The following is a 20,040-nucleotide window of genomic DNA, read 5'->3' on the forward strand; positions in this document are numbered from 1 at the left end:
CCCTCCCGGTGGGTTGGGGTGGGTTAAGGGGACTGACCCTCCGTCCCACTACCCCAATAAATCTTGGATATCTTCTTCTGTTAGTGTTTCGAGTCGTTCGTCATTTGGGTCGATTACTTCTTCTATCAAATGTCGCTTTTTATCCTGTAATTCATTCATTTTTTCCTCTATTGTTCCTTTTGCCACAAGCTTAATAACTTGAACTGCTTGTTTCTGTCCAATGCGATGCGCTCGATCGGCTGCTTGTTCCTCAACGGCAGGATTCCACCAGCTATCATAAAAAATAACGGTATTCGCACCAGTTAGATTAAGTCCTGTCCCACCTGCTTTTAAGGAAATTAGAAAGATATCACGTTCGCCATCATTAAATTGATTACATAGATCGACTCTTTCCTCAGATGGCGTTTGTCCATCCAAATAGAAATATGGTATCCCTTCAAATGCTAATTCTTGCCCAATGAATTGTAGCATCTTCGTAAATTGAGAGAATATCAATAATCGCCGACCGGATCTTCTTGATTCCTCTACAATCTGCTTCAACTGCTCAAATTTTGCTGCACTTCCCTCATATCCATCTACAAACAATCCTGGATGACAACAAATCTGCCTGAGGCGTGTGATACCCGCAAGGATTTTGATTCGATTTTTCCGAATAGTTTCCTTATCCAAATGTTTCAATGTATCATGCCGTAGCTTGGCCAAATAACTAGCATATAGTTTCTTCTGTTCGGGAAACAGCTCAGTAGAATCAATTTCTTCCCTTTTCTCTGGTAGTTCATCCAGTACATCCTCTTTGATCCTACGAAGCATAAATGGACGGATCCTGCGAGCAATTTCTTTCGTCGTTAAGTTACTATACTCCCTTAACCCTAAGAATAACTCAGGAAAAACAACGTGAAAGATGGACCAAAGCTCCTCAAGTGCATTTTCCATTGGCGTACCCGTTAAAGCAAAACGATGTTTCGCCTGGAGTTTTTTCACCGTACGGGCAGTTTGCGTTAATGGATTTTTAAACACTTGCGCCTCATCAAAAAATATAACATGGAATTCCTGCTCTTTATACCAGTTAATATCACTACGCAACAACGGATAGCTCGTAATGATCACATCTATATTATCAATCTCGTTTTGGAGCTTCACCCGATCGTCTTTTTTGCCATCGATGATAAGTGCCTCAATGTCTGGGGCAAATTTCATGATTTCACTTTGCCAATTATAGGTAACAGACGAAGGACATACAATCAATGCTGGACGTTTACGTTCACGGATCGTAGGGAGTTCGGATAACATAAATGCAATACTTTGAATCGTCTTGCCAAGCCCCATGTCGTCAGCAAGAATCCCTCCAAACCCATATTTAGCAAGGGATTTCAACCATTTAAATCCTTGCTCTTGATAGTTTCGTAATACCCCTTCCAACTGTTTCGGTACTGTAAACTGTAATTGATCTGGATGACGAATGTTTGCAAGAAATTCACGGAAAGATGCTTCCAGTGAAAAAGCATCACTATCTTCCATAGCATTCAGTAGCCGAAGTCCTTCTACAATAGGTACTTCAAATTCCTTTTCCCATTCATCATCCTGCTCGGGCACCGCATGCAAGAAACGCTTGATCTCTTCCATTTCTCTTGTCTCTAAAGAAAGCAAAGCACCATCTCGTAGCCGATAATATTTTCGCTTATCTTCCAGTGCTGCTAAAACTTCTTTGATCTCTTTTTCCGGAATACTATCCATCTCAAACGTAAATGCTAGCCAGTTGGTCCGCTCCTTTTTATGCTTCACTTTAATCTTTGGTATAGTGCTTTTAGGGATAATACGCGCTCGCACTGCCGTCGTGGCATACACGTTTACGCGTTCTTGCAATTTCGGCAGGACATGATACAAAAAGTTATATTCCAATTCTTCATTTTGAAGATAGTACCCACTCTCCGTCCGACTAAACTGGCTCTCTTCCATCAAGTGCAGAATTTCTTCTTCCTTCTCCATATTCCGTATAATCATGGAACCGACCCTCGGTTGCCTATGATCCAGTGGGTTAATAACTACATTTTCGTAATGAAACTCTAGGCCGGCGAGCAAACGATTATTCACACGATCTACGTAAAGCTTCGCCTGCAGCGGTGTTTTCTGTAATTCGGCGGTAATATCACCTGATAAGTGAACCTCCCCCATTTTCCTTAAGGATGGCAAAAGCTTTTCCATGTAATATTTCAATTGATGATTAGGTATTGGAATTTCGTTCGTCCCAGAATACTCTATCATTTTCTTCAATTCGTATAGACGATCTGATTCATCTCGTTTTACCGCTACAATTTTTCCACCATATAGGACAGTATCATATTCCTTTAAGACCACCATTTGACTTAGCCCATCGATAACCAGTTGATATCCACTGTCCTGATTCCCCGTAAATACAAAGGCTAGTGGTAAATGATCATCCGAAACGTGAAAACCAAGAAAATTTCTCCCATTATATTGTAAGGTTACTTGTGGTGCACGTAACAATAAGGGTTCCAATGTTTTCCACGATGATGCTGGAACGATTAGCATTTGTTTTTTCGTTGGAATGTTAGCCTTAGAAGGCATTGCACGACGATATATTTTTTCATCATCCATGATCAGAATAAGCTGTTGAATCACAGCATCGTTTTCTGGGTCAAAACAATGCTTGGTTGGGTCGTATATGATTTCTGGAGCAATGAAATGCCTTTTCCCTTTTCTTACATTTTCAAGAAACTCACGTATATCAACGATTCTCTGTGATGCGACAGACATTTCGATACCCAACATATCATTCCCCTCGTCCAAAGTAACCACTTTACAGAAAAAAGAGAGATCAAGGACTTTTCTATTTTCAAAATGGAGCTGTTGGCCGCTTGATGGAGCTTGTTTAGACGTTTGAAATAATTGTAACAATCCCTCCGAAAGTTCTCCGTCTGCTTTGTCTGATGACATCTGTACACTAGCATCACGCTTCTCTTCTTGCTGGTGATAATGCAATGCGATTAACACTGCAGCAATATGTTGACAATCTTTCTGAAAAGAAGAAAGCGAAGGGCAGCTGCAAGTAGCTTCCAATCCACTTTTATTTTTCTCGAGATGAACGTGAAAATCCTCTGTTCCGAAAACCGTAGCATGTAAAGAATCGGGAGCTACCTTGTCCATTTTCACTTTTCCGTTACGGTAAAAGGCGTCCCCTCTTTTAAAGGAAACAGCCCCACATCGCTCTTTGATGATGTTTTGGTTTAATTTTATTTGCATGGGGTTGGCTCCTTTTACCATACCGAACTATACTCTCTCTATAATTTATCACGAACAGAAAAAACTCGCCAGTTGGGTGGGTTAAGGGGTCGGTGGGTTAAGGGGTCAGACCCCTTAACCCACTTAACCCCGAGCAGGGGGGCATGAGGGACTGACCCCTCGTCCCACCACCTCGTCCCATACTTACATAAAGTCAGCTGCTCCCAAAGGGAACAGCTGACTGTTACTTCCTATACCTTTATATTACCAGCCTCGAAGTTCTACTTCGTAAACTCCGCGACCAAATGTTGCTGCATGTAATACACCTGTTGGTTCATGGTACTCTAAGTCTGTTACTGCAACTAATGGAATACCTTCTCCTAGGCTATACCATTTTTTACCTCCATTTGGTGAAACATAAACCCCAACATCTGTTGCTACATAAATTGTATTACGATTCTTTGGATTAATCACAATGTCATTTACAGGTGCATCTGGAAGGTTAGAGCTAATGTCATCCCATGTTTCTCCACCGTCACGGCTCTTTAAGACATGAGCATCATCCTCTGCTGCACGAAATCCTGAGAAAGTCGCATAAACAATATCCTCATTTTTGGAATCAACTGCAACTCTTGTAACCCAACGACCTGGTAAATCTTCATCCTCTATTTCGGTCCAATTTTCGCCAAGATCTTTTGTCGTCCAAAGACGACCGTCATCCGTTCCTGCATATATAACATCACTATTAGATTTAGCAACGGCAAGAGTGGTAACTGTACCATATGGATAGTTATCTATGCTTTCCGCATCAGAAAGACTTGGACTGATGGCTTCCCAAGTTTTCCCTCCATCAGTTGATCTGTTTACAATATTCCCTGCATAGTACATGATGGAAGGATCGTTTGGATCAAACTCAAGCGGCGACAACCAGTTACGACGGTCTGAAACCGTATTTCGTGTAAAATTATTCATTGTTTCCCCGCCATCATCTGACCAAGAACAGTTACCATACTGATAACATGCGTAAACCCAATTATTGTCTTCATAGTTTATCTGGTTTTCTAGTCCATCTCCGCCATTATAATTATTCCAGTCGACTTCTCCATCTCCCCATGATCGAATGGAACCATTATCCTGGGTTCCACCTGATAGCCTTGATGGATCTTGATGACTTACAGCAAGGGTATAGAACTGGGTGTATGGTTCATAGGTTGCTTTAAACCATTCGTTCGTTACAGAACCGTTATCTTCTGAACGATATACACCGCCATCATTTCCTAAATAAACTCTTCCTGGCACTTTAGGATCCCATGCCATGGAATGTTGGTCTGCGTGTACTTCTCTTCCGTTAGATTGACTCCAATTTTCGCCACCATCAGTCGACTCTAGTAAACTAACTCCAGAAACAAAAACATGATCCTCGTCATTTGGATCTACGTAGTTACGACCAAACCACCAACCAAAAGATGATTGAGAGTTTGCTAGGCGATTATTATGATCAGCCTTTTCCCAGGAATCTCCACCGTCATCGGTAATATAGAACCCTTCAAAATATCCACTAGGTTGAATAACAGTCAAATACGCACGGTCTGGATTACTCTCAGAAATTGCAATACCCATTCTTCCGAGATCCCCATCTGGTAGTCCATCGGTTAACTGTTCCCAAGTGCTTCCACCATCCGTGGAACGATAAATCCCTGTTCCTTCTCCACTGTATTGTCTGCCACTAGGATATCGGATTCGATCCCACATTGTTACAAATATGGTATCTGCATCACTTTGATCGATGGCAATATCTATAGCACCTGTCGTAAGGTTTTCCCCTTCCAGGATTAATTCCCAAGAGTCTCCACCATCTTCTGTTTTGTATAATCCTCGTTCTCCACCATCATGGAATAGAGGTCCAGTAGCAGCCACATAAACAGTATTGGGATCTTCTGGGTCTGCCATGATTCTACCAATAGAACTGGTTTCTTTTAGCCCGATATCATCCCAGCTCTCTCCACCATCTGTAGAACGATAAACCCCAGAACCACCATAAACAATACTTCCTCCACCAGGATTAGCTTCCCCAGTTCCTACAAATAATGTTCCTTCGCTGGTAATTTCAACCGCTCCAATTGATTGCGTTAAATTATCGTCCCAAGCAACTTCGAACGTATCTCCAGCATCTGTACTTTTCCATACCCCTCCGGAAGCTGCACCAATATAAATGGTATCCTCTTCATTCGGGTCAACGACAACATCAACTATACGCCCACCAATATTACTCGGTGCATTAAAACCCCACTCCTGATTTAACGCTCCAGGAGCTTCTTTTGCAGTCGCATTTTTTAATTCATTTGCCTGTTCTCGAGCCTTACGGAAAGCGTCTCTAGGAATAACATCTTCTTCAAACCCTTTTTGGGTCATAAACCAATCGTCTCGTTTCCCCGGTCCCTTCTCGATAAATTCCTCTTTTCCCTCATTAACTTCATCTTCTACGTTCCCTTGTGTAACCTTTGAAGTCGATAGTTGTTGCAGTAAAATTACCGAACCAAATACAACCACTAACGTCAACACTGTTAAAATAGTTGGCCACTTTTTCAACTTCACGAAACATCCCTCCAAAATTAATAGATTCATGAATCTCCATTTTGCAATTTACAGGGTGTTAAATAGAGTAACGAGCAGATCTAGTGAAGCATTATGGATGAGAAATTAATCTAGGTAACCATCCTTTCCAACTCAAATTATCCATGGAACTATTATAATTATTGTTGGAAGACAATTCAATAGAATTGGTAATAAATTTCGAATTATCTAAAAATGGGTTCTAATTCCCTACTACTTTGGCTTTAATTTCTTATCTAAAAGAAAATAAAAATACGATAGATAATAGGAATGTAGTCTGAGAGAAGGTCAAAAGTCTAGGAGGAGCGGAAATTGGGTCGGGGGGACTGACCCCTCGTCCCCCTAGGAGGAATGGAAATTGGGTCAGAGGGACTGACCCCTCGTCCCTACCCTTTAATCGCTCCTTCTGTCATTCCCTTTGCTATTCGTTGTTGGAAAATGGCGTAAAGGATAATAACGGGTATGATTGCAATTACTAGACTTGCAAATAAGGTGCCCCATGCATTCGTATATTGGGCCTCACTACTAATAAAATCGATGGCCAAGGCTAAGGTATAATTATCCTTGTTTTGTAGAAAGATTAACGCCATGAAATATTCATTCCAAAATTGGATGGCATTCATAATCGTCACTGTTATAATTCCGGACATACTAAGTGGTGTAATTATTTTCCACAGCACACCATATGGAGACATCCCATCTATAGCAGCGGATTCTTCCAATGATCTAGGAATGGTACCAATAAAACTTGTTAGAACAAAAATCGTAAACGGCAATTGGCTTACAGCATAAACTATAGCTAAACCAAATATATTATCTAGCAAATTCAGGTCCATTAAGAGAAAGAACAATGGTATCCAACCTAATACCATTGGGATCATCATGGCAGATACATATAATGTAAACAAAAATCTATTGCCACGGAACTGTAATCGTTCAATTGCATAGGAAGTTGGAATGGCAAGAACAAGCGTCAACATCGTACCAACTAATGTTACAATTAAACTATTAAAAACACTTGTATCAATATTATAATTTGACCAAGCTTGGACATAGTTTTGCCAATTAAGGGTTTCTGGAAAACCCCATGGATTTCGATAAATCTCAGCATTCGATTTCAAAGAACCGACGAACATCCAAAAAATCGGATATAATACCGCAATGGACCATAGGATTAACGGAATTCTTATTCCTGTTCTTCCCAAAATCTGACTTATGCTACGCTTCATGACTTTTTCCTCCTTCCTATTTCACACAAATTAACTCTCTAGTATTCCACTTTGTCTCGCCGCATAAAAAATTGTAAGACTAACACAGTAATTAGGGAAAGAATTAAGATCATAACACCAATCGTTGAACCATACCCAAAGTTATACTGAACAAATGCCTGCTGGTATAGGTAGGAACCCATTACATGTGTGGCGTTATTTGGTCCTCCACCAGTCATAACCTGTACAATAATAAAAGACCCATTCAATGTGGTAATTACAATATAAAGAACGGAAATCTTAACTTGCGGCCATATTAGTGGTAAGGTCACCTTCCAAAATTTCTGCCATTCATTTGCCCCATCTAATTCTGCTGCTTCATAATAACTTTTGGAAATGTTCGCTATTCCACCCATTAACATAAGCATGAACAAACCGATCCCAGCCCAAATCGATGGTAAAACAAGACTTGGTAATGCCCACGTTTCACTACCAAGCCATGGTCTTGCTAAAGATCCCAATCCTAAAAACTCCAGACCTGAATTCACAAGTCCCATGGTGGGATTATATATAAACATCCAAAGTATCCCAATGACAACAACGGACATGATATTCGGAAAGAAAAAAATGATTCGATAAAATGGTGCTTCTTTAATTTTTAATTGTGTAAGGGCAACAGCAAAAAACATCGCTAAAATCATAATGCCAATAACCTTCGTTACTACAAGAAAATAATCATGGATTATTGTATTTGGGATAATTGCATCCTGAAATAATTTTATGTAATTCGCAAAACCAATAAACTCTTTGTTCTGTGAAGAGCCAGACCAATCAAAAAATGAATAGTACAAGCCACTAAACAAAGGATAAAGCGTAAATACCGCAAACATAATAAAAGTCGGAACTAAACAAAAAGCTAAAAACGTATACTTTTGCTTTTTCGACTGTACCATCCAATCACTCCTTCTTCGTAATATAACAATTTGGAAGATAAATCAGTAGGGAGATATGTCCCCCTACTGATCTTTACTAGCAGTTACTTAATCATGTTCATTTTTAATTACTACCGCGATATTCAGCAGCAGCTTTTTCAGCCTCTTCGACAAACTCTTCTGCCGTCATATTGCCAAGCATTAAGGACATTAAGGCATTTCCAACCGGTGTTTCCAGATCAGCACTTATTGGATGTGGTTTGTGATAAATTTGAACCTGTTCCGGATCATTAATCATCGCATTTGCTTCCATTAAATACACAGGAACTTCATCACTTTCAGATAAGTCAACACCAGTTAAGTTCATAATTGCTCCTGTATGCTCTGAAAAGGACATAGCATATTCCCTTGTAAATGCAAACTCTACGAAAGCTTTAGCTGCTTCAGGATTTTCCGCATTTTCCGCTATTGCTAATGGACGTAAATCTGGAACAATTGCATATGGCTCCCCAGCATCTTGCATTGGGGAAGGAATAAATCCGAAATCAAAGCCATCTGGTGTATCATTAGCCATTTCGTTCGGTAACCAGAAACCTACAGGTACAAATGCATTTTCATGTAGTAAAAAATTCATTTGAGATTGAGTATGGTTTAATGCTCCTAATCCAGAATCAAACATTCCTTCTTCTGCCAAAAGCTCTACTTTTTTCATCGTTTCTAAAACAACATCACTTGTCCAGGCACCTTCTGCCCCAGTAATGACATCACTTAATAATTCATCACCACCAGCTGCTCCAAATGCCGGGTACAACATACCGCGAAGGAAGTAATACGGATGTTGTCCAGATGTTACTAGTGGATCAATTCCTTCTCCCTCTTTAATTTCTCGCATGGAACTCATAAAGCTATCAAAATCAGTTGGTACTTCATAGCCTTTTTCTTCAAACAAAGCTCGGTCATACCAGGTACCCCATGTATCAAATACTAATGGTAAAGAATAAATTTCCCCATCATATTTCGCTGGTTCTACAATAAAGCTATCAATTAATGGATCTCCATTTTCCAGTTCAATACCCTTTACCCATTCACTTAAATTCATCAATTGCCCATCTTCTACCATTTGCGTTTCACTTGACCCCGCTCCGTCGATATACACTACATCTGGTGGATCATTAGAAACCCAGCGCGATCGCATTTCATCATTAATATTAGGACCTGCGTGTTCAATTACGTTTACATCTGGATAGGCATCTTTAAAATCAGCAATGACTTCCTTCCACCATGAATCTCCATATCCACCAACAAAGTATTGAATTTCTAAATCTCCTGAAACTTCACCATCACTATTACTATTTTCATCAGAGCTGTCTGTTTCTTCTCCATCCGAACAAGCAACAGCAAATATTAGCATGAACATAGCAATAGATAATAACATTATTCGGCAGCTAAATAACTTCTTCAAAAAAATTACCCCCTTCATTTTTTATAAAAACATTAACAGCTAGGAAACTATTAATGGATTTTCTTGATCATGATAGTTTTTCGATTGCTGTCCTTACATATCCGTTACATTTTTCAATTGCAACCCTTGCCTCTTGAACAGAAACTCCAGTCTTAATGACTACGATGGCAGGTTTTACCTGATAGTTTGTCTGTTGAAGTATTTCTTCTGCCTTTTCATAAGATACATTGGTTATTTCCATTATGTTTCGCTTTGCTCTTTCCTTTAATTTGTGATTATTTGCGCAAACATCCACCATGAGATTTTCGTAAACTTTTCCATTCTTCACCATTACCGCCGTACTAATCATGTTTAGTATCATTTTATGTGCAGTTGCTGCTTTCATTCGCGTTGATCCTGTCAAAACCTCTGGACCGACAACTACTTCAATTGGACAATCTGCAAAACTACTAATCAATGGATTTTCATTACATGACAAGGAAATGGTATACGCTCCTAGACCACGTGCATACTTTAATGCACCGATCGGATAAGGAGTTCTCCCACTTGCAGTTATTCCAACCACAACATCCTGTTCAGTGATGCCTTTTACATCTAAATCTGTTGCACCTTGCGCTTCGTTATCTTCAGCCCCTTCAACAGATTCAAAAACCGCATTATTTCCTCCCGCCATCACTGTTTGTACCATATCTGGAGGCGTCATAAATGTTGGTGGGCACTCTGAAGCATCCATCACACCTAATCTTCCACTGGTCCCTGCGCCAATATAAAATAACCTTCCACCATTCGAAAGCACTTCGGATATCCTTTCAATTGCCATCTCCACTTGGGGGATGACTTTTTCCACAGCAAATGCAACTTTTTTATCCTCATCATTAATAAGGCGTAAAATTTCTTCCGTAGACATTTGATCCATATTCATACTTTGCAAATTCCTCTGTTCCGTTGTTAACCTTGCTAATTCCATAAACGCTATCTCCTTGTCCATAAAATAAAGCGATTTCATATTCGTTCTATTACATTTATATTTGAACTATACCTTCAATATAACTAGAGAATTGGGGACAGACCCCTCGTCCCACTTTTCACTAACGGTGAGCGTGCTACATAGTTAAGCAAAAATAGGGAATAATACCATAGAGAGTCCACTGTTGGAAAGGATACGCAGAACTTATGAAATCTATCTTCCTGTATTTTAAAGATTCTCTGACGTATAATGATGATCTATTCATGACCGAGCATATCTATGACGATGTACATGTGGTACTTTTCGGTCTCAAATCCCTAATTGATTTACCGAAAACAAATCAAGCGATTCAAAATCAGATCCAGGCTCCAAATGAATCAAAAGAATCTGTAGTTCAGCATTTGCAAGATATTGGGGACAAGATTACCACCAAAGAACAGGCACTATCAGCAATTTTTAACGGGAAATTACTTATCTATATAACGGGAAATCCAAGCTATTTCATAAGTGTGATACCAATTAACAAAGAGCTTCAGCGTTCAATCGAAGCCCCTACAAATGAAAGTGTCCTACAAGGATCTCAATATTCATTTAACGAAGATAGGAACATCAATGTAGGTCTCCTTCGAAAAGAAATCGTCTCTGAAAAGTTAAAGGTTAAAGATGTAACCATTGGTCAAGATAATACAAGAAATATATCCGTACTCTATTATGAAAGCAAAGCAGATCAACAAATGATTGATAAAGTCATTCAACTTCTTGAAAAGAATAAGTCGAAAGAACTCCATCATATCCAAGATTTGACGAAGATGTTAGGCCTATCTGGTTGGAACGTTGTATCGCAACTTTACACTACGGAGCTACCTCAAGAAGCAAGCACGGCCATATTTAAAGGTAAAATCGTGTTGTTTGTGGATAGATTTCCATTTGCTCTTATTCTTCCTAGTATGATCGGGGATATGTTTATGCTAGAAAATGACCGGAATTTTACCTACCCGCTAATGATTTCCATCCGGTCACTACGAATTTTTGGCTTTCTAATGACACTTATCCTTCCAAGTCTATATGTTGCTTTAGTGTCAGTTAATCCTGAGGTTTTACGAATTGAGTTAGCCTTATCTGTTGCCCAAAGTCGTGAAGGTGTTCCTTACCCAGCTTTTGTGGAAATTATCATAATGCTACTTATATTAGAATTAATTCTTGAAGCTAGTGTAAGACTTCCAAAAAGTGTTGGTCCAACGATTACAATGGTTGGCGGAATTATTCTTGGACAGGCTGTCGTTGAAGCAAAGTTAGTTAGTAATCTGTTAATCATAATTTTGGCAGCTGTAACGATAGCCAATTCCACGATTGTAGGTGTACAAAATTCCACTTCCATACGTCTATTTAAATACATTATCTTAATTTTTTCCGCTAGTTTTGGTGTACTTGGTATCTTGGTAGGTTTGTTTTTCGTATGTGCCTATTTATCGAGTATTAATACCTTTGGTGTCCCATATCTAAATGTAAAGTTCTCAAAGGATGATTTAAACAATGGATAAAAGTTTACAGATTATATTCATGTATATTCTGACTCACATTGGTCTAATATTTTTTCTTTATCCAGCAAATATCATTCAAAGTACGGAGCAAGGATTTTGGATTCCGATAACGATTAGCATTGTCATTCATTTTTTCATTATCATGATATACCTGAAAGGGCTTAGTTACTTTCCTAAAATGGACATCATTTCTATATTTTCAAATACTGGAAAGATCGTTTCTTTTTGTTTGTTAATACCTATCTTTTTCTATTTCATGATGGTAAACGTTATAACGGTTCGAGCCTATTCAGAGATTATAACCATCGTGTTTTTATCAAATACTCCCTTGTGGGCAGTTATGGCTTTATTACTCATCTTTTCAAGTTACCTTGCCGCAAAAGGGGTAGAAGCAATTTTTCGAACTTGTTTCATCTTTTCCTTTGTTTTTTTACCGATCGTATTATTCGTTTTTGTCGTTTCCTTTCAGAATGTCGATTGGTATAGTGTGTTCCCATTTTGGAGTAGTGACTTCTCATTTTTAACGAGTATGCCTTACCTAAAAAGTTTTTTTGCAATAGGAGGAGCTTTCTTGTTCCCTGGTTTTATACAACCTTTTTTTTCATATCAAAGTAAAAAAGTATTCCTTGCACTTGCTATCCTTGTTCCCTGCTACTTCCTTTCTGTCTATATCCCTGTGCTAACGTTTGGCGCATCTACTGCCTCGAACTTTTTATTTCCCTTTGTCATGGCAATCGATGCGGTAAACCTAACCTGGCTTATGTTTGACCGGATTACCATGTTTTTCTTATTGAGTATTCTAACCTTCATTATGTTATTTCTTTCACTTGTTCTTTGGAAAACCGTTCGGATTGCAAATCACTATATTCCTTCCTGGAAGCCAGTATATATTCTAATAATCATTTCTACTTTGATATATATCGTGAGCTTTTTTATTCCAAATTGGAGCGATGTAGAGGAGCTTTTCAAATGGAACACTCTGTTGAGATTCTATGTCATGATCGCTGTTCCTATATCCGTATTTATTCTTGGGGTGAGAGCACAAAAATGAATAAATTAAAACGAACTCTACTGAAATTTTCATCCTTATGTATCTTATTAATTAGCTTGTGCGGATGCTGGGATGTGAAGGATATCAATCACCGAACCATGCCAGTCGTATTAGGTATCACTTCAGAGAATGATGGATATAAGGTTTATTTGCAAATTGCTGAGCCTGTAGGAGATACCTTGGTAACGAATGTCGTCATTGGTGAAGGAAAAACACTTAATCATGTTATTGATAACATTAGTGCGGATATGGAAAGTAGAATAGACCTACTTCATGTGAAAGTAATTGTAGTAGATCACAGTTTGGCCGAAAAAGGATTAAAAGATCTTATCTCCAGTTTTATGCGATCCAGAGATGTTTCCTCAAAAGCTTTGATGGCCACTACTAAAGGGGACATGAATGAATTTTTTGAAGGTATGAAAGAAGATACTGCTCCAATAGGAACCATTCCTTTGGATTATTTTGAAAAAAATGCAGGTTGGAATCCACAAATAGCTTTAACCAGAATTTGGAAAGTGTACCAAAGTATCCATTCCCATACCCAGGATACAGCTATACCAATTATCCAACTTGGAGAAACAACCATGATTGATCAAGTAGGCTCAGCAATTATAAGAACCGGAAAAGTTGTTGAGGAGATCAATTCAGACGAAACCTTATTATATAATGCACTTTGGGAAAATAGCACCCAAGGAATGATCGAAGTATTAGATGAAGCAAGCGTCATGATATTAGGTAACTCCGTAGATTATGACAGTAAATTTACTAATGACCAGGCAAACTTAACAGCTAATTTAAATCTGAATGTAATGGTATTAGAAACAAAAGGAGATCCATCCAAGAGTGAAATAAACAAACAATTAAAAGCGCTTCTCCAAAATAGATTCGATAAGATGATTGAAAAATTACAAACAAGTGAAGCAGACGTTTTAGGAACAGGTAGATATTTTCGTAATAAAATGTCTCCATCCGAATTGAAACAGTGGCGCTCAAAATACTACCCCGATCTAAATTTCACACTGAACATCCATGTCGACATACAAAATGAAGGAAATTTAAAAACCTTAACGAACTAAAAAGATGGGTGAAGGGGACAGACCCCTCGTCCCACTTGTCCAAAAAAACTGCCCTCTCATGTTGGGTAGTGTCCAACACAAGAGGGCAGTTTGATATAATTAGTATTTGTTAGGTATTTACAGCTTTACTCGCCTGGCTTTCATGTAATTTTTTCATTACTAATCTTGCTATCGGTTGTGCAATTAAAATCTCAACCCAAAATGCGATGAAAAAGTTACGTGGCCAAGCATAAAAGAAATTTTTAATCGGCTCAAAACTAATTTCTCTCATCCCAATCCAAGCTCCAATAACTGTCAGAAAAATGGACAAGATGGTAACGCTAAACAATATCGTAAATAATATTCGTGCATTAAATCCGTCCGTAGGTGCAACAAACTTTGGTACCAATTTACTAACAATTGGGTTTGCAACAAGAGTTACCAATAAAATGACACCTATCCATACAAACGGAATTACTTTCAAAGTTTCCAAATAAACTTCTTTATTGAATCCAAGCTCAAATCCCATAATATTAGGCGCAATAATGTTTACCGAAAGTATTGAAATGATTGCTAAGAACAATACAAATTCTTTTCCGTTTCGTGGTAGTCTTGTTTCCTCATGCATATTCGTCATCTCCAAATATTTATATTTCAGATGGCAGACGTATCTCATGAGACATATATTTTTGGTCAATGAAAGCGGACCAATATCTCTACACACTGATTTAATCATATTATCACTTTTTTCAAGTGTATTTCAAGACTTTTTTTACAAGCTATTAAGCTGCTACCTCATCATTTCCTTTCGATTTCTTCCCCGTAATCTCACTTAACAGAGTTGATCCCAATATACAAATTCCACCTACAATTTGAACAGCACTCATACTTTCATGTAAAATAATCGCTGCCATAATAACAGCGGAAATCGGATCGATATAACTAAATACCCCAATAGTTTGTCCCTTTAATTTTTTCATCGCAGAGAAATATAATAAATAGGCAAAACCAGTATGGATTATCCCCAATATAACGATCAAAATTAACGACTGCATATCCAATCCAGTGTAGTTCATGCTCTCTGTCATTCCTACATAAGGAAACAATACAATCGAAGCGATCGATAGCTGCATAACTGTCGTCTCAAAGTCAGATAAATTTTTGATGAACTTATTCATTAAAATAACACTCGCGTAGAATGCCGCAGCCAACAAACCGTAAGCTATGCCAGCTAGATGATTATACGATCCACTATCTAACCCGGTATCTGGTTGGACAACTAAAAACAACCCAATTAGAGCTATTACAATACTTATCCCCTTCTTGCTCGTCCATTTTTCTTTCAGTAAAAATGGTGCCAAAACCATGACAAACACAGGTGCAAAATAATAGCTAAGCGTAGCATTAGAAATGGTTGTATACTGATACGATTCAAATAAAAATATCCAGTTAAACCCCAATGCTGTCCCAGATAAACCTAGCATTAACAAATTCCGTTTCGATGTTTTTAAGTTAAATTTCTGTTTCACAAAAAAACTAGCACCAATTAAAAATAAACTACCAATTGCTCCCCTAAATAAAGCAATCTCACTGGAAGAAAGGTCAATATTTTTCACAAACAATCCAATACTACCAAAAATAAGCATCACGAAAATAAATGTAACTTTTGCCTTCATGTATCGCACCCCCCTGGGTCTGACCCCTCGTCCCACTATTATCTCATGTTAGTGTTTGAAAAAACAGAAAAAATTCTCCTGTTCATAAAGGGTAAAAATCTATATTTAGAACAATCTAAGAATGTGTGTTTTCAGTATGATAAGGAGGGTTCGACATTGCCTGAAAAAGACTATGAGCAAATATATAATGAATACAGAAACCAAAGTGAAGTCCAATCAGATGACAATCCGGAAGATACAAATGGAAAAGAAGAAATTGTTGCAGTCCGAAAGAATGACGATGGTGATATCATCGCTTTCCAAACCAATTCTGGGAGAGAGCTGGATTATGTTACTGCATTAGAAGAAGCAAAGGAAGGTAATCTTGCACATATCGATGTCTTTCATAAGTACGGTCGGGACATCATACGCAGTGAACCAGATGGGATCAAGGAGAATAACTTGGATAATTTACCGCTATTTTAAATGACAGTAGTCTTCAAGAATATCTTGGAGGCTACTTTTTAATTGAAAGTATCATGCCATACAATTCTCTCGTTTCTATTAGTGTCAGATGGCAAATAAATGGGCTTACCAGAATCACAGAAAACCACTGATTCTATATGAAGCAAAATAGCCCAACATAATAAAATTCATTCTTCCGAGCAACAAAATAACCTTCCTCGATCTGTATAATTCCAAATACACAAATTATGCCTTTGACAAGCACAAAAAAAAGATCCTGCAACATATTTCCAATTCATTCCGTCTTATTAAAAAGGTATAAAAGTCTATCTAAGAGAATAAAAGAATACAAAAAGGGGTGTCGAGATGAAAAAATGCTTATTATTGATACTATTAAGTATTAGCATTTTTGTGGTAGCCTGCAGCAATGACACGGAACATAGTGAATCGGCTGATACGGAGACTATTGCGGAGGATTCAACTGGAGATAACCGTTACTCAAATTCTACGAAAAATCAAAATGGTAGTCATGAAACGGAAGGTGAATCTCAAGATGAAGAAAGTCCATCAAACAAAGGTTTAGAAAATCAGCTAGACCGAAAAATAATTTATACAGCTAATCTAGAAATTGAAGTAAAAGATTATCAACAGGCATTTGATCAAATTCAGACTGACGTTTCGAATCGTGGCGGATATATTGTGGAATCGAATATGCATGAGGGCGATGGAGAAAATACGACCAGTGGATATATAACTGCACGAGTCCCTCAGGATCAATTTCGTGAGTTTATAAAGTTGGTGGAAGATGGTAGTAATAAAGTTTTAGAAAGTTCGATTTCGGGGGAGGATGTGACAGAAGAGTATGTTGACTTGGAATCACGCTTAAAATCAAAACGTGTCGTCGAAGAACGCTTACTATCCTTCATGGAGAAGGCGGAAAAAACAGAAGATCTGTTAACGATTTCAAATGATTTAGCAAAAGTTCAAGAAGAGATTGAAGGAATAATGGGACGGATGAAATACCTAGAAAATAGAGCAGATCTAGCAACTGTTACAATCCATATGCAGGAAAATACTGTTAGCCTTTCAAGTATGGACGAAGATGATTTAGACACGTGGGAACGAACGAAGCAACAGTTTTTAAAAAGTATTAATATGCTACTATCCTTTTTCTCTGGGCTTATTGTCTTCCTAGTCGGTAATCTACCAATACTTCTATTGTTGGCTTTAATTGGTTTGGTAACGTATATGCTTATCAGGAAAAGAACGAAAAACAGTATAAATGACAGATCACATAAAACATGAGTCATTCTAGAAGTAGATTATATAAATTAAAAAGGTGCCAACCTCCACTAGTGAACCCGGCACCTTTTTCACCGTGTACCACATTTCTATGTTACCTAATATAAAAATAATGCCACCTTAAAAAAGGAAAAATAAAGGCATAAAAAATAGCTGAATACCACAATTTCCAACCCGTGTAAGTTAAATAGTCAAAATACACAGCTGTCCATTCAAAGAAAATTGTAAATACAGTCCAAAGTAACCAATACGGAATAAAATGGGAAAAGCTATTGGGCATATAGTTTAAGAATAGGATACCGAATATAGGAGCCATAAGAAACTTAATTAACATAACCCCAAAATTAAATTGTACATCTCCTGCAAAATAATAAAACTCCATGATATTCCAGAGAAATAAATCAGCTACAAGTTCTATACAAATAATTGTAATCCAAACGATGTAAATATTACGACGTTCCATATGTTTGGGTTTAATCGAAAAAACCAATAGAAGGATTCCTGTAATAACATACATGTAAATCATAAGGATTATTGCTCCTTTCTATTTCACGCTTCAACTTTAGCAACCCCCATTGCCAGGTGATCCCATAGAATTTTTTCAACTTTTTCAGCTTGTTCTTTGGGACACTCAATCACTAATATCACTTCTGATTTTTTCCCTCTTAATAACCTTTTTCTTTTATGGAAAACTTTAAAAATAAACAAATCAATGATAAAACCTAAAAGAAATCCAATCGTACCAGCTATTAACCCCCAATAAATTGGTCCCCAATCCAGTACAAACCCAACACTTGTCCCTATGACTGAAAATGCCACTGCGAGAGCTGCTCCCTTATCGAACAAGCTTACACCGTCTGAACGATGAAGCGAATCAAACAATTTTCTTTCCTCTGTCCGATTATTAAGTGGCACTGCCAAGATGTTCTGATTTCCAATCCCTATTTCTTTTAAAGCTGAAAGGGCTAGTTCCAAATATGATGAATGTTCAAAAGTAGAAAAAATTTGCAAGTTAGGTCACCTCATGTTGAGCTGAGATTTTTACACGATATTGTTGGTAATTCTTTTTCAAAAACTTCCTCTGTTCGCTTTCAAACAATTTATTATTCTCAACTGTATTGACATAAGAGGCGTAAACAGCAAATCCGTATATAGAAGGTAAAAAAAGTAGCCAAAAAGGATCTAATGCTTCTGTAGCTATATTTATCTGTCCTAAAAATAGGTGGTGAACAGCTATGAGAAAACCTGAAAAATAAACATAAATAATAAACCAGCTTGTCACAAAAATAGCCGTTACGACTCGATGAATGTACAGTTGTCCTAAACCAGGTGTTAATAGAGACCAAATGACTGCCATTAACGGTTTTCGTTTGTCTAAATAATTGATTTCCATAGCGGTAATATTATAAGAGGTAAAATCAGCACTTTCTCTTTCAGCTAATAAAAACACTTTATTTATATCGACAGTTGTTCGATAACTATCCCATATCGCATATATATAAACCGGTAAATACATAAGTAACCATCTTGGATCTAATACTTCCTTAGCCATATCTATATTTCCTGTTAATGTATAAACAATGCCAAGGTTTAAGTTTGACATAATATTAATAAGCATCTCCCATAAGAACAAGGCAAAACCCCTGATGTATTTGGATAAAAGGAGATGTCCAAAGCCAGGAAAAGCAGCAGACCACCAAGCAATAATATATGGATTACGTAGATGTAATTTTGTCGTACCAAGAGCACCTACATATGCTTTGAAACGACGTTCTTTATTTGTAGGTGAAAAATTCTTCATGATCGTCTCTCCTAAAGAAGTCAAATGGGTATCTCCGTTTATTTTGCTATAATCTTCTATTTAATATCCAAATTTCCCATTTGTTACAAAAAGAAGTGAAATTGTGAACGCGAAACTTGATTAAGATGGCGCAGTGAATTTAAACTTGCCTCTTTCTTCATATCAAAGTTATATTCCCCAAGAAAATTAATGTGTTCCCATCCCAAATAGTGTAAGGGGTAATATCTCAACATAGATTTATTTACAGAGTTAATAAACACATTTTGAAGATAGAATACTAGTTTCACTTTGGCTGATAATTTGCGTATATTTTAAGTGTTATTTTGCACATCCAACTTTAAAAACCCAGCTATCTTCACATGAGAAGATTAGCCGGGTTTCTTAATATTTACATCTATTTACATCCAATCATTTATAGAATTATTTGAATTTAAAGCACAGCTGATGCTTGACTAACTAATGAGACAAGCTGTTCGAGATCAATCGTATCCCCTTTGCGAAGCTTCATTGTCTTTCTTTCTGGAGGTCCATCGAACATGTCTTCTGGAAGATTCAGTGTAACGGTATTAAAAATGGTAAAGCTGACTGTTGCTTTAGATGTCGAGATACTTTTTTAAATTTGGCATGGCCTACGGTTTGGTAATCATCCACGTGACTCTACGTAAAAATCCGCCTGGCTTCTTACATCCTCCGACATAAGATAAGAGTTTAATTGTGCTCCCATTTTTCAACAACCTTTCCATTTTAA

16 protein-coding genes are annotated in these 20,040 nt (G+C 37.6%); 5 read left to right on the forward strand and 11 right to left on the reverse strand.

The window, feature by feature from the left end; translation table 11 throughout:
• Nucleotides 1–48: 48 nt before the first annotated feature.
• From ACFSTA_RS01755 to murQ, 6 genes are all read right to left on the reverse strand, one after another.
• Nucleotides 49–3,261 (reverse strand): SNF2 helicase associated domain-containing protein, encoded by a 3,213-nt coding sequence (locus ACFSTA_RS01755; protein WP_377554821.1) that lies wholly within the window; start codon nt 3,259–3,261, stop codon nt 49–51.
• A gap of 243 nt (nt 3,262–3,504) precedes the next feature.
• Nucleotides 3,505–5,835, reverse strand: coding sequence for a hypothetical protein (locus ACFSTA_RS01760; protein WP_377554823.1), 2,331 nt, complete (start codon nt 5,833–5,835; stop codon nt 3,505–3,507).
• Between the two features lie 404 nt (nt 5,836–6,239).
• Nucleotides 6,240–7,082, reverse strand: a complete 843-nt coding sequence (locus ACFSTA_RS01765; protein ID WP_377554825.1) for a carbohydrate ABC transporter permease — start codon at nt 7,080–7,082, stop codon at nt 6,240–6,242.
• 38 nt (nt 7,083–7,120) lie between these two features.
• On the reverse strand, nt 7,121–8,014 hold the full coding sequence (locus ACFSTA_RS01770; RefSeq protein WP_377554826.1) for a carbohydrate ABC transporter permease: 894 nt from the start codon (nt 8,012–8,014) through the stop codon (nt 7,121–7,123).
• A 103-nt stretch (nt 8,015–8,117) separates the two neighbouring features.
• The gene (locus ACFSTA_RS01775; RefSeq protein WP_377554827.1) at nt 8,118–9,455 is read right to left on the reverse strand and encodes an ABC transporter substrate-binding protein; all 1,338 of its coding nucleotides are present in this window, start codon (nt 9,453–9,455) and stop codon (nt 8,118–8,120) included.
• A 67-nt stretch (nt 9,456–9,522) separates the two neighbouring features.
• On the reverse strand, nt 9,523–10,422 hold the full coding sequence (gene murQ / locus ACFSTA_RS01780) for an N-acetylmuramic acid 6-phosphate etherase (protein ID WP_377554829.1): 900 nt from the start codon (nt 10,420–10,422) through the stop codon (nt 9,523–9,525).
• Nucleotides 10,423–10,628: 206 nt separating this feature from the next.
• On the opposite strand from murQ, the gene ACFSTA_RS01785 reads away from it, so the two are divergent.
• Genes ACFSTA_RS01785 through ACFSTA_RS01795 form a run of 3 tightly spaced genes read left to right on the forward strand, consistent with a single transcriptional unit; the run spans nt 10,629 to nt 14,090 of the window.
• Complete coding sequence (locus ACFSTA_RS01785) at nt 10,629–11,963, forward strand: spore germination protein (RefSeq protein WP_377554831.1); 1,335 nt, start codon at nt 10,629–10,631, stop codon at nt 11,961–11,963.
• Entirely contained in the window at nt 11,956–13,014 is a 1,059-nt protein-coding gene (locus ACFSTA_RS01790; RefSeq protein WP_377554833.1) for a GerAB/ArcD/ProY family transporter, read from the forward strand. Before ACFSTA_RS01785 ends, ACFSTA_RS01790 begins: the two co-directional genes overlap by 8 nt.
• Nucleotides 13,011–14,090 (forward strand): Ger(x)C family spore germination protein, encoded by a 1,080-nt coding sequence (locus ACFSTA_RS01795; RefSeq protein WP_377554834.1) that lies wholly within the window; start codon nt 13,011–13,013, stop codon nt 14,088–14,090. Before ACFSTA_RS01790 ends, ACFSTA_RS01795 begins: the two co-directional genes overlap by 4 nt.
• Nucleotides 14,091–14,199: 109 nt before the next feature.
• Here the strand turns inward: ACFSTA_RS01795 and ACFSTA_RS01800 are convergent, their stop codons facing one another.
• Both ACFSTA_RS01800 and ACFSTA_RS01805 read right to left on the reverse strand, forming a co-directional pair.
• The gene (locus ACFSTA_RS01800; protein ID WP_377554836.1) at nt 14,200–14,697 is read right to left on the reverse strand and encodes a hypothetical protein; all 498 of its coding nucleotides are present in this window, start codon (nt 14,695–14,697) and stop codon (nt 14,200–14,202) included.
• A 154-nt stretch (nt 14,698–14,851) separates the two neighbouring features.
• The gene (locus ACFSTA_RS01805) at nt 14,852–15,745 is read right to left on the reverse strand and encodes a DMT family transporter (RefSeq protein ID WP_377554837.1); all 894 of its coding nucleotides are present in this window, start codon (nt 15,743–15,745) and stop codon (nt 14,852–14,854) included.
• A gap of 156 nt (nt 15,746–15,901) precedes the next feature.
• Between ACFSTA_RS01805 and ACFSTA_RS01810 the strand changes: the two genes are divergently transcribed.
• Together ACFSTA_RS01810 and ACFSTA_RS01815 are read left to right on the forward strand one after the other, a co-directional pair.
• On the forward strand, nt 15,902–16,210 hold the full coding sequence (locus ACFSTA_RS01810; protein ID WP_377554839.1) for a DUF3892 domain-containing protein: 309 nt from the start codon (nt 15,902–15,904) through the stop codon (nt 16,208–16,210).
• Between the two features lie 345 nt (nt 16,211–16,555).
• Nucleotides 16,556–17,494: a DUF4349 domain-containing protein gene (locus tag ACFSTA_RS01815; RefSeq protein WP_377554841.1), complete on the forward strand. Its 939-nt coding sequence runs from the start codon at nt 16,556–16,558 to the stop codon at nt 17,492–17,494.
• 91 nt (nt 17,495–17,585) lie between these two features.
• On the opposite strand, the gene ACFSTA_RS01820 is transcribed toward ACFSTA_RS01815, so the two are convergent.
• The 3 genes from ACFSTA_RS01820 to ACFSTA_RS01830 are packed head-to-tail and all read right to left on the reverse strand — an operon-like array spanning nt 17,586 to nt 19,292.
• Nucleotides 17,586–18,017 carry a hypothetical protein gene (locus ACFSTA_RS01820; RefSeq protein WP_377554843.1) on the reverse strand — a complete coding sequence of 144 codons (432 nt, stop codon included), beginning with the start codon at nt 18,015–18,017 and terminating at the stop codon, nt 17,586–17,588.
• A gap of 23 nt (nt 18,018–18,040) precedes the next feature.
• Nucleotides 18,041–18,502: a hypothetical protein gene (locus tag ACFSTA_RS01825; RefSeq protein ID WP_377554845.1), complete on the reverse strand. Its 462-nt coding sequence runs from the start codon at nt 18,500–18,502 to the stop codon at nt 18,041–18,043.
• Between the two features lies 1 nt (nt 18,503).
• Nucleotides 18,504–19,292, reverse strand: coding sequence for a hypothetical protein (locus ACFSTA_RS01830; RefSeq protein ID WP_377554846.1), 789 nt, complete (start codon nt 19,290–19,292; stop codon nt 18,504–18,506).
• Nucleotides 19,293–20,040: the final 748 nt, after the last annotated feature.

The organism is Ornithinibacillus salinisoli (genome assembly GCF_042684965.1).
Classification (GTDB): Bacteria; Bacillota; Bacilli; order Bacillales; family Amphibacillaceae; genus Ornithinibacillus; species Ornithinibacillus salinisoli.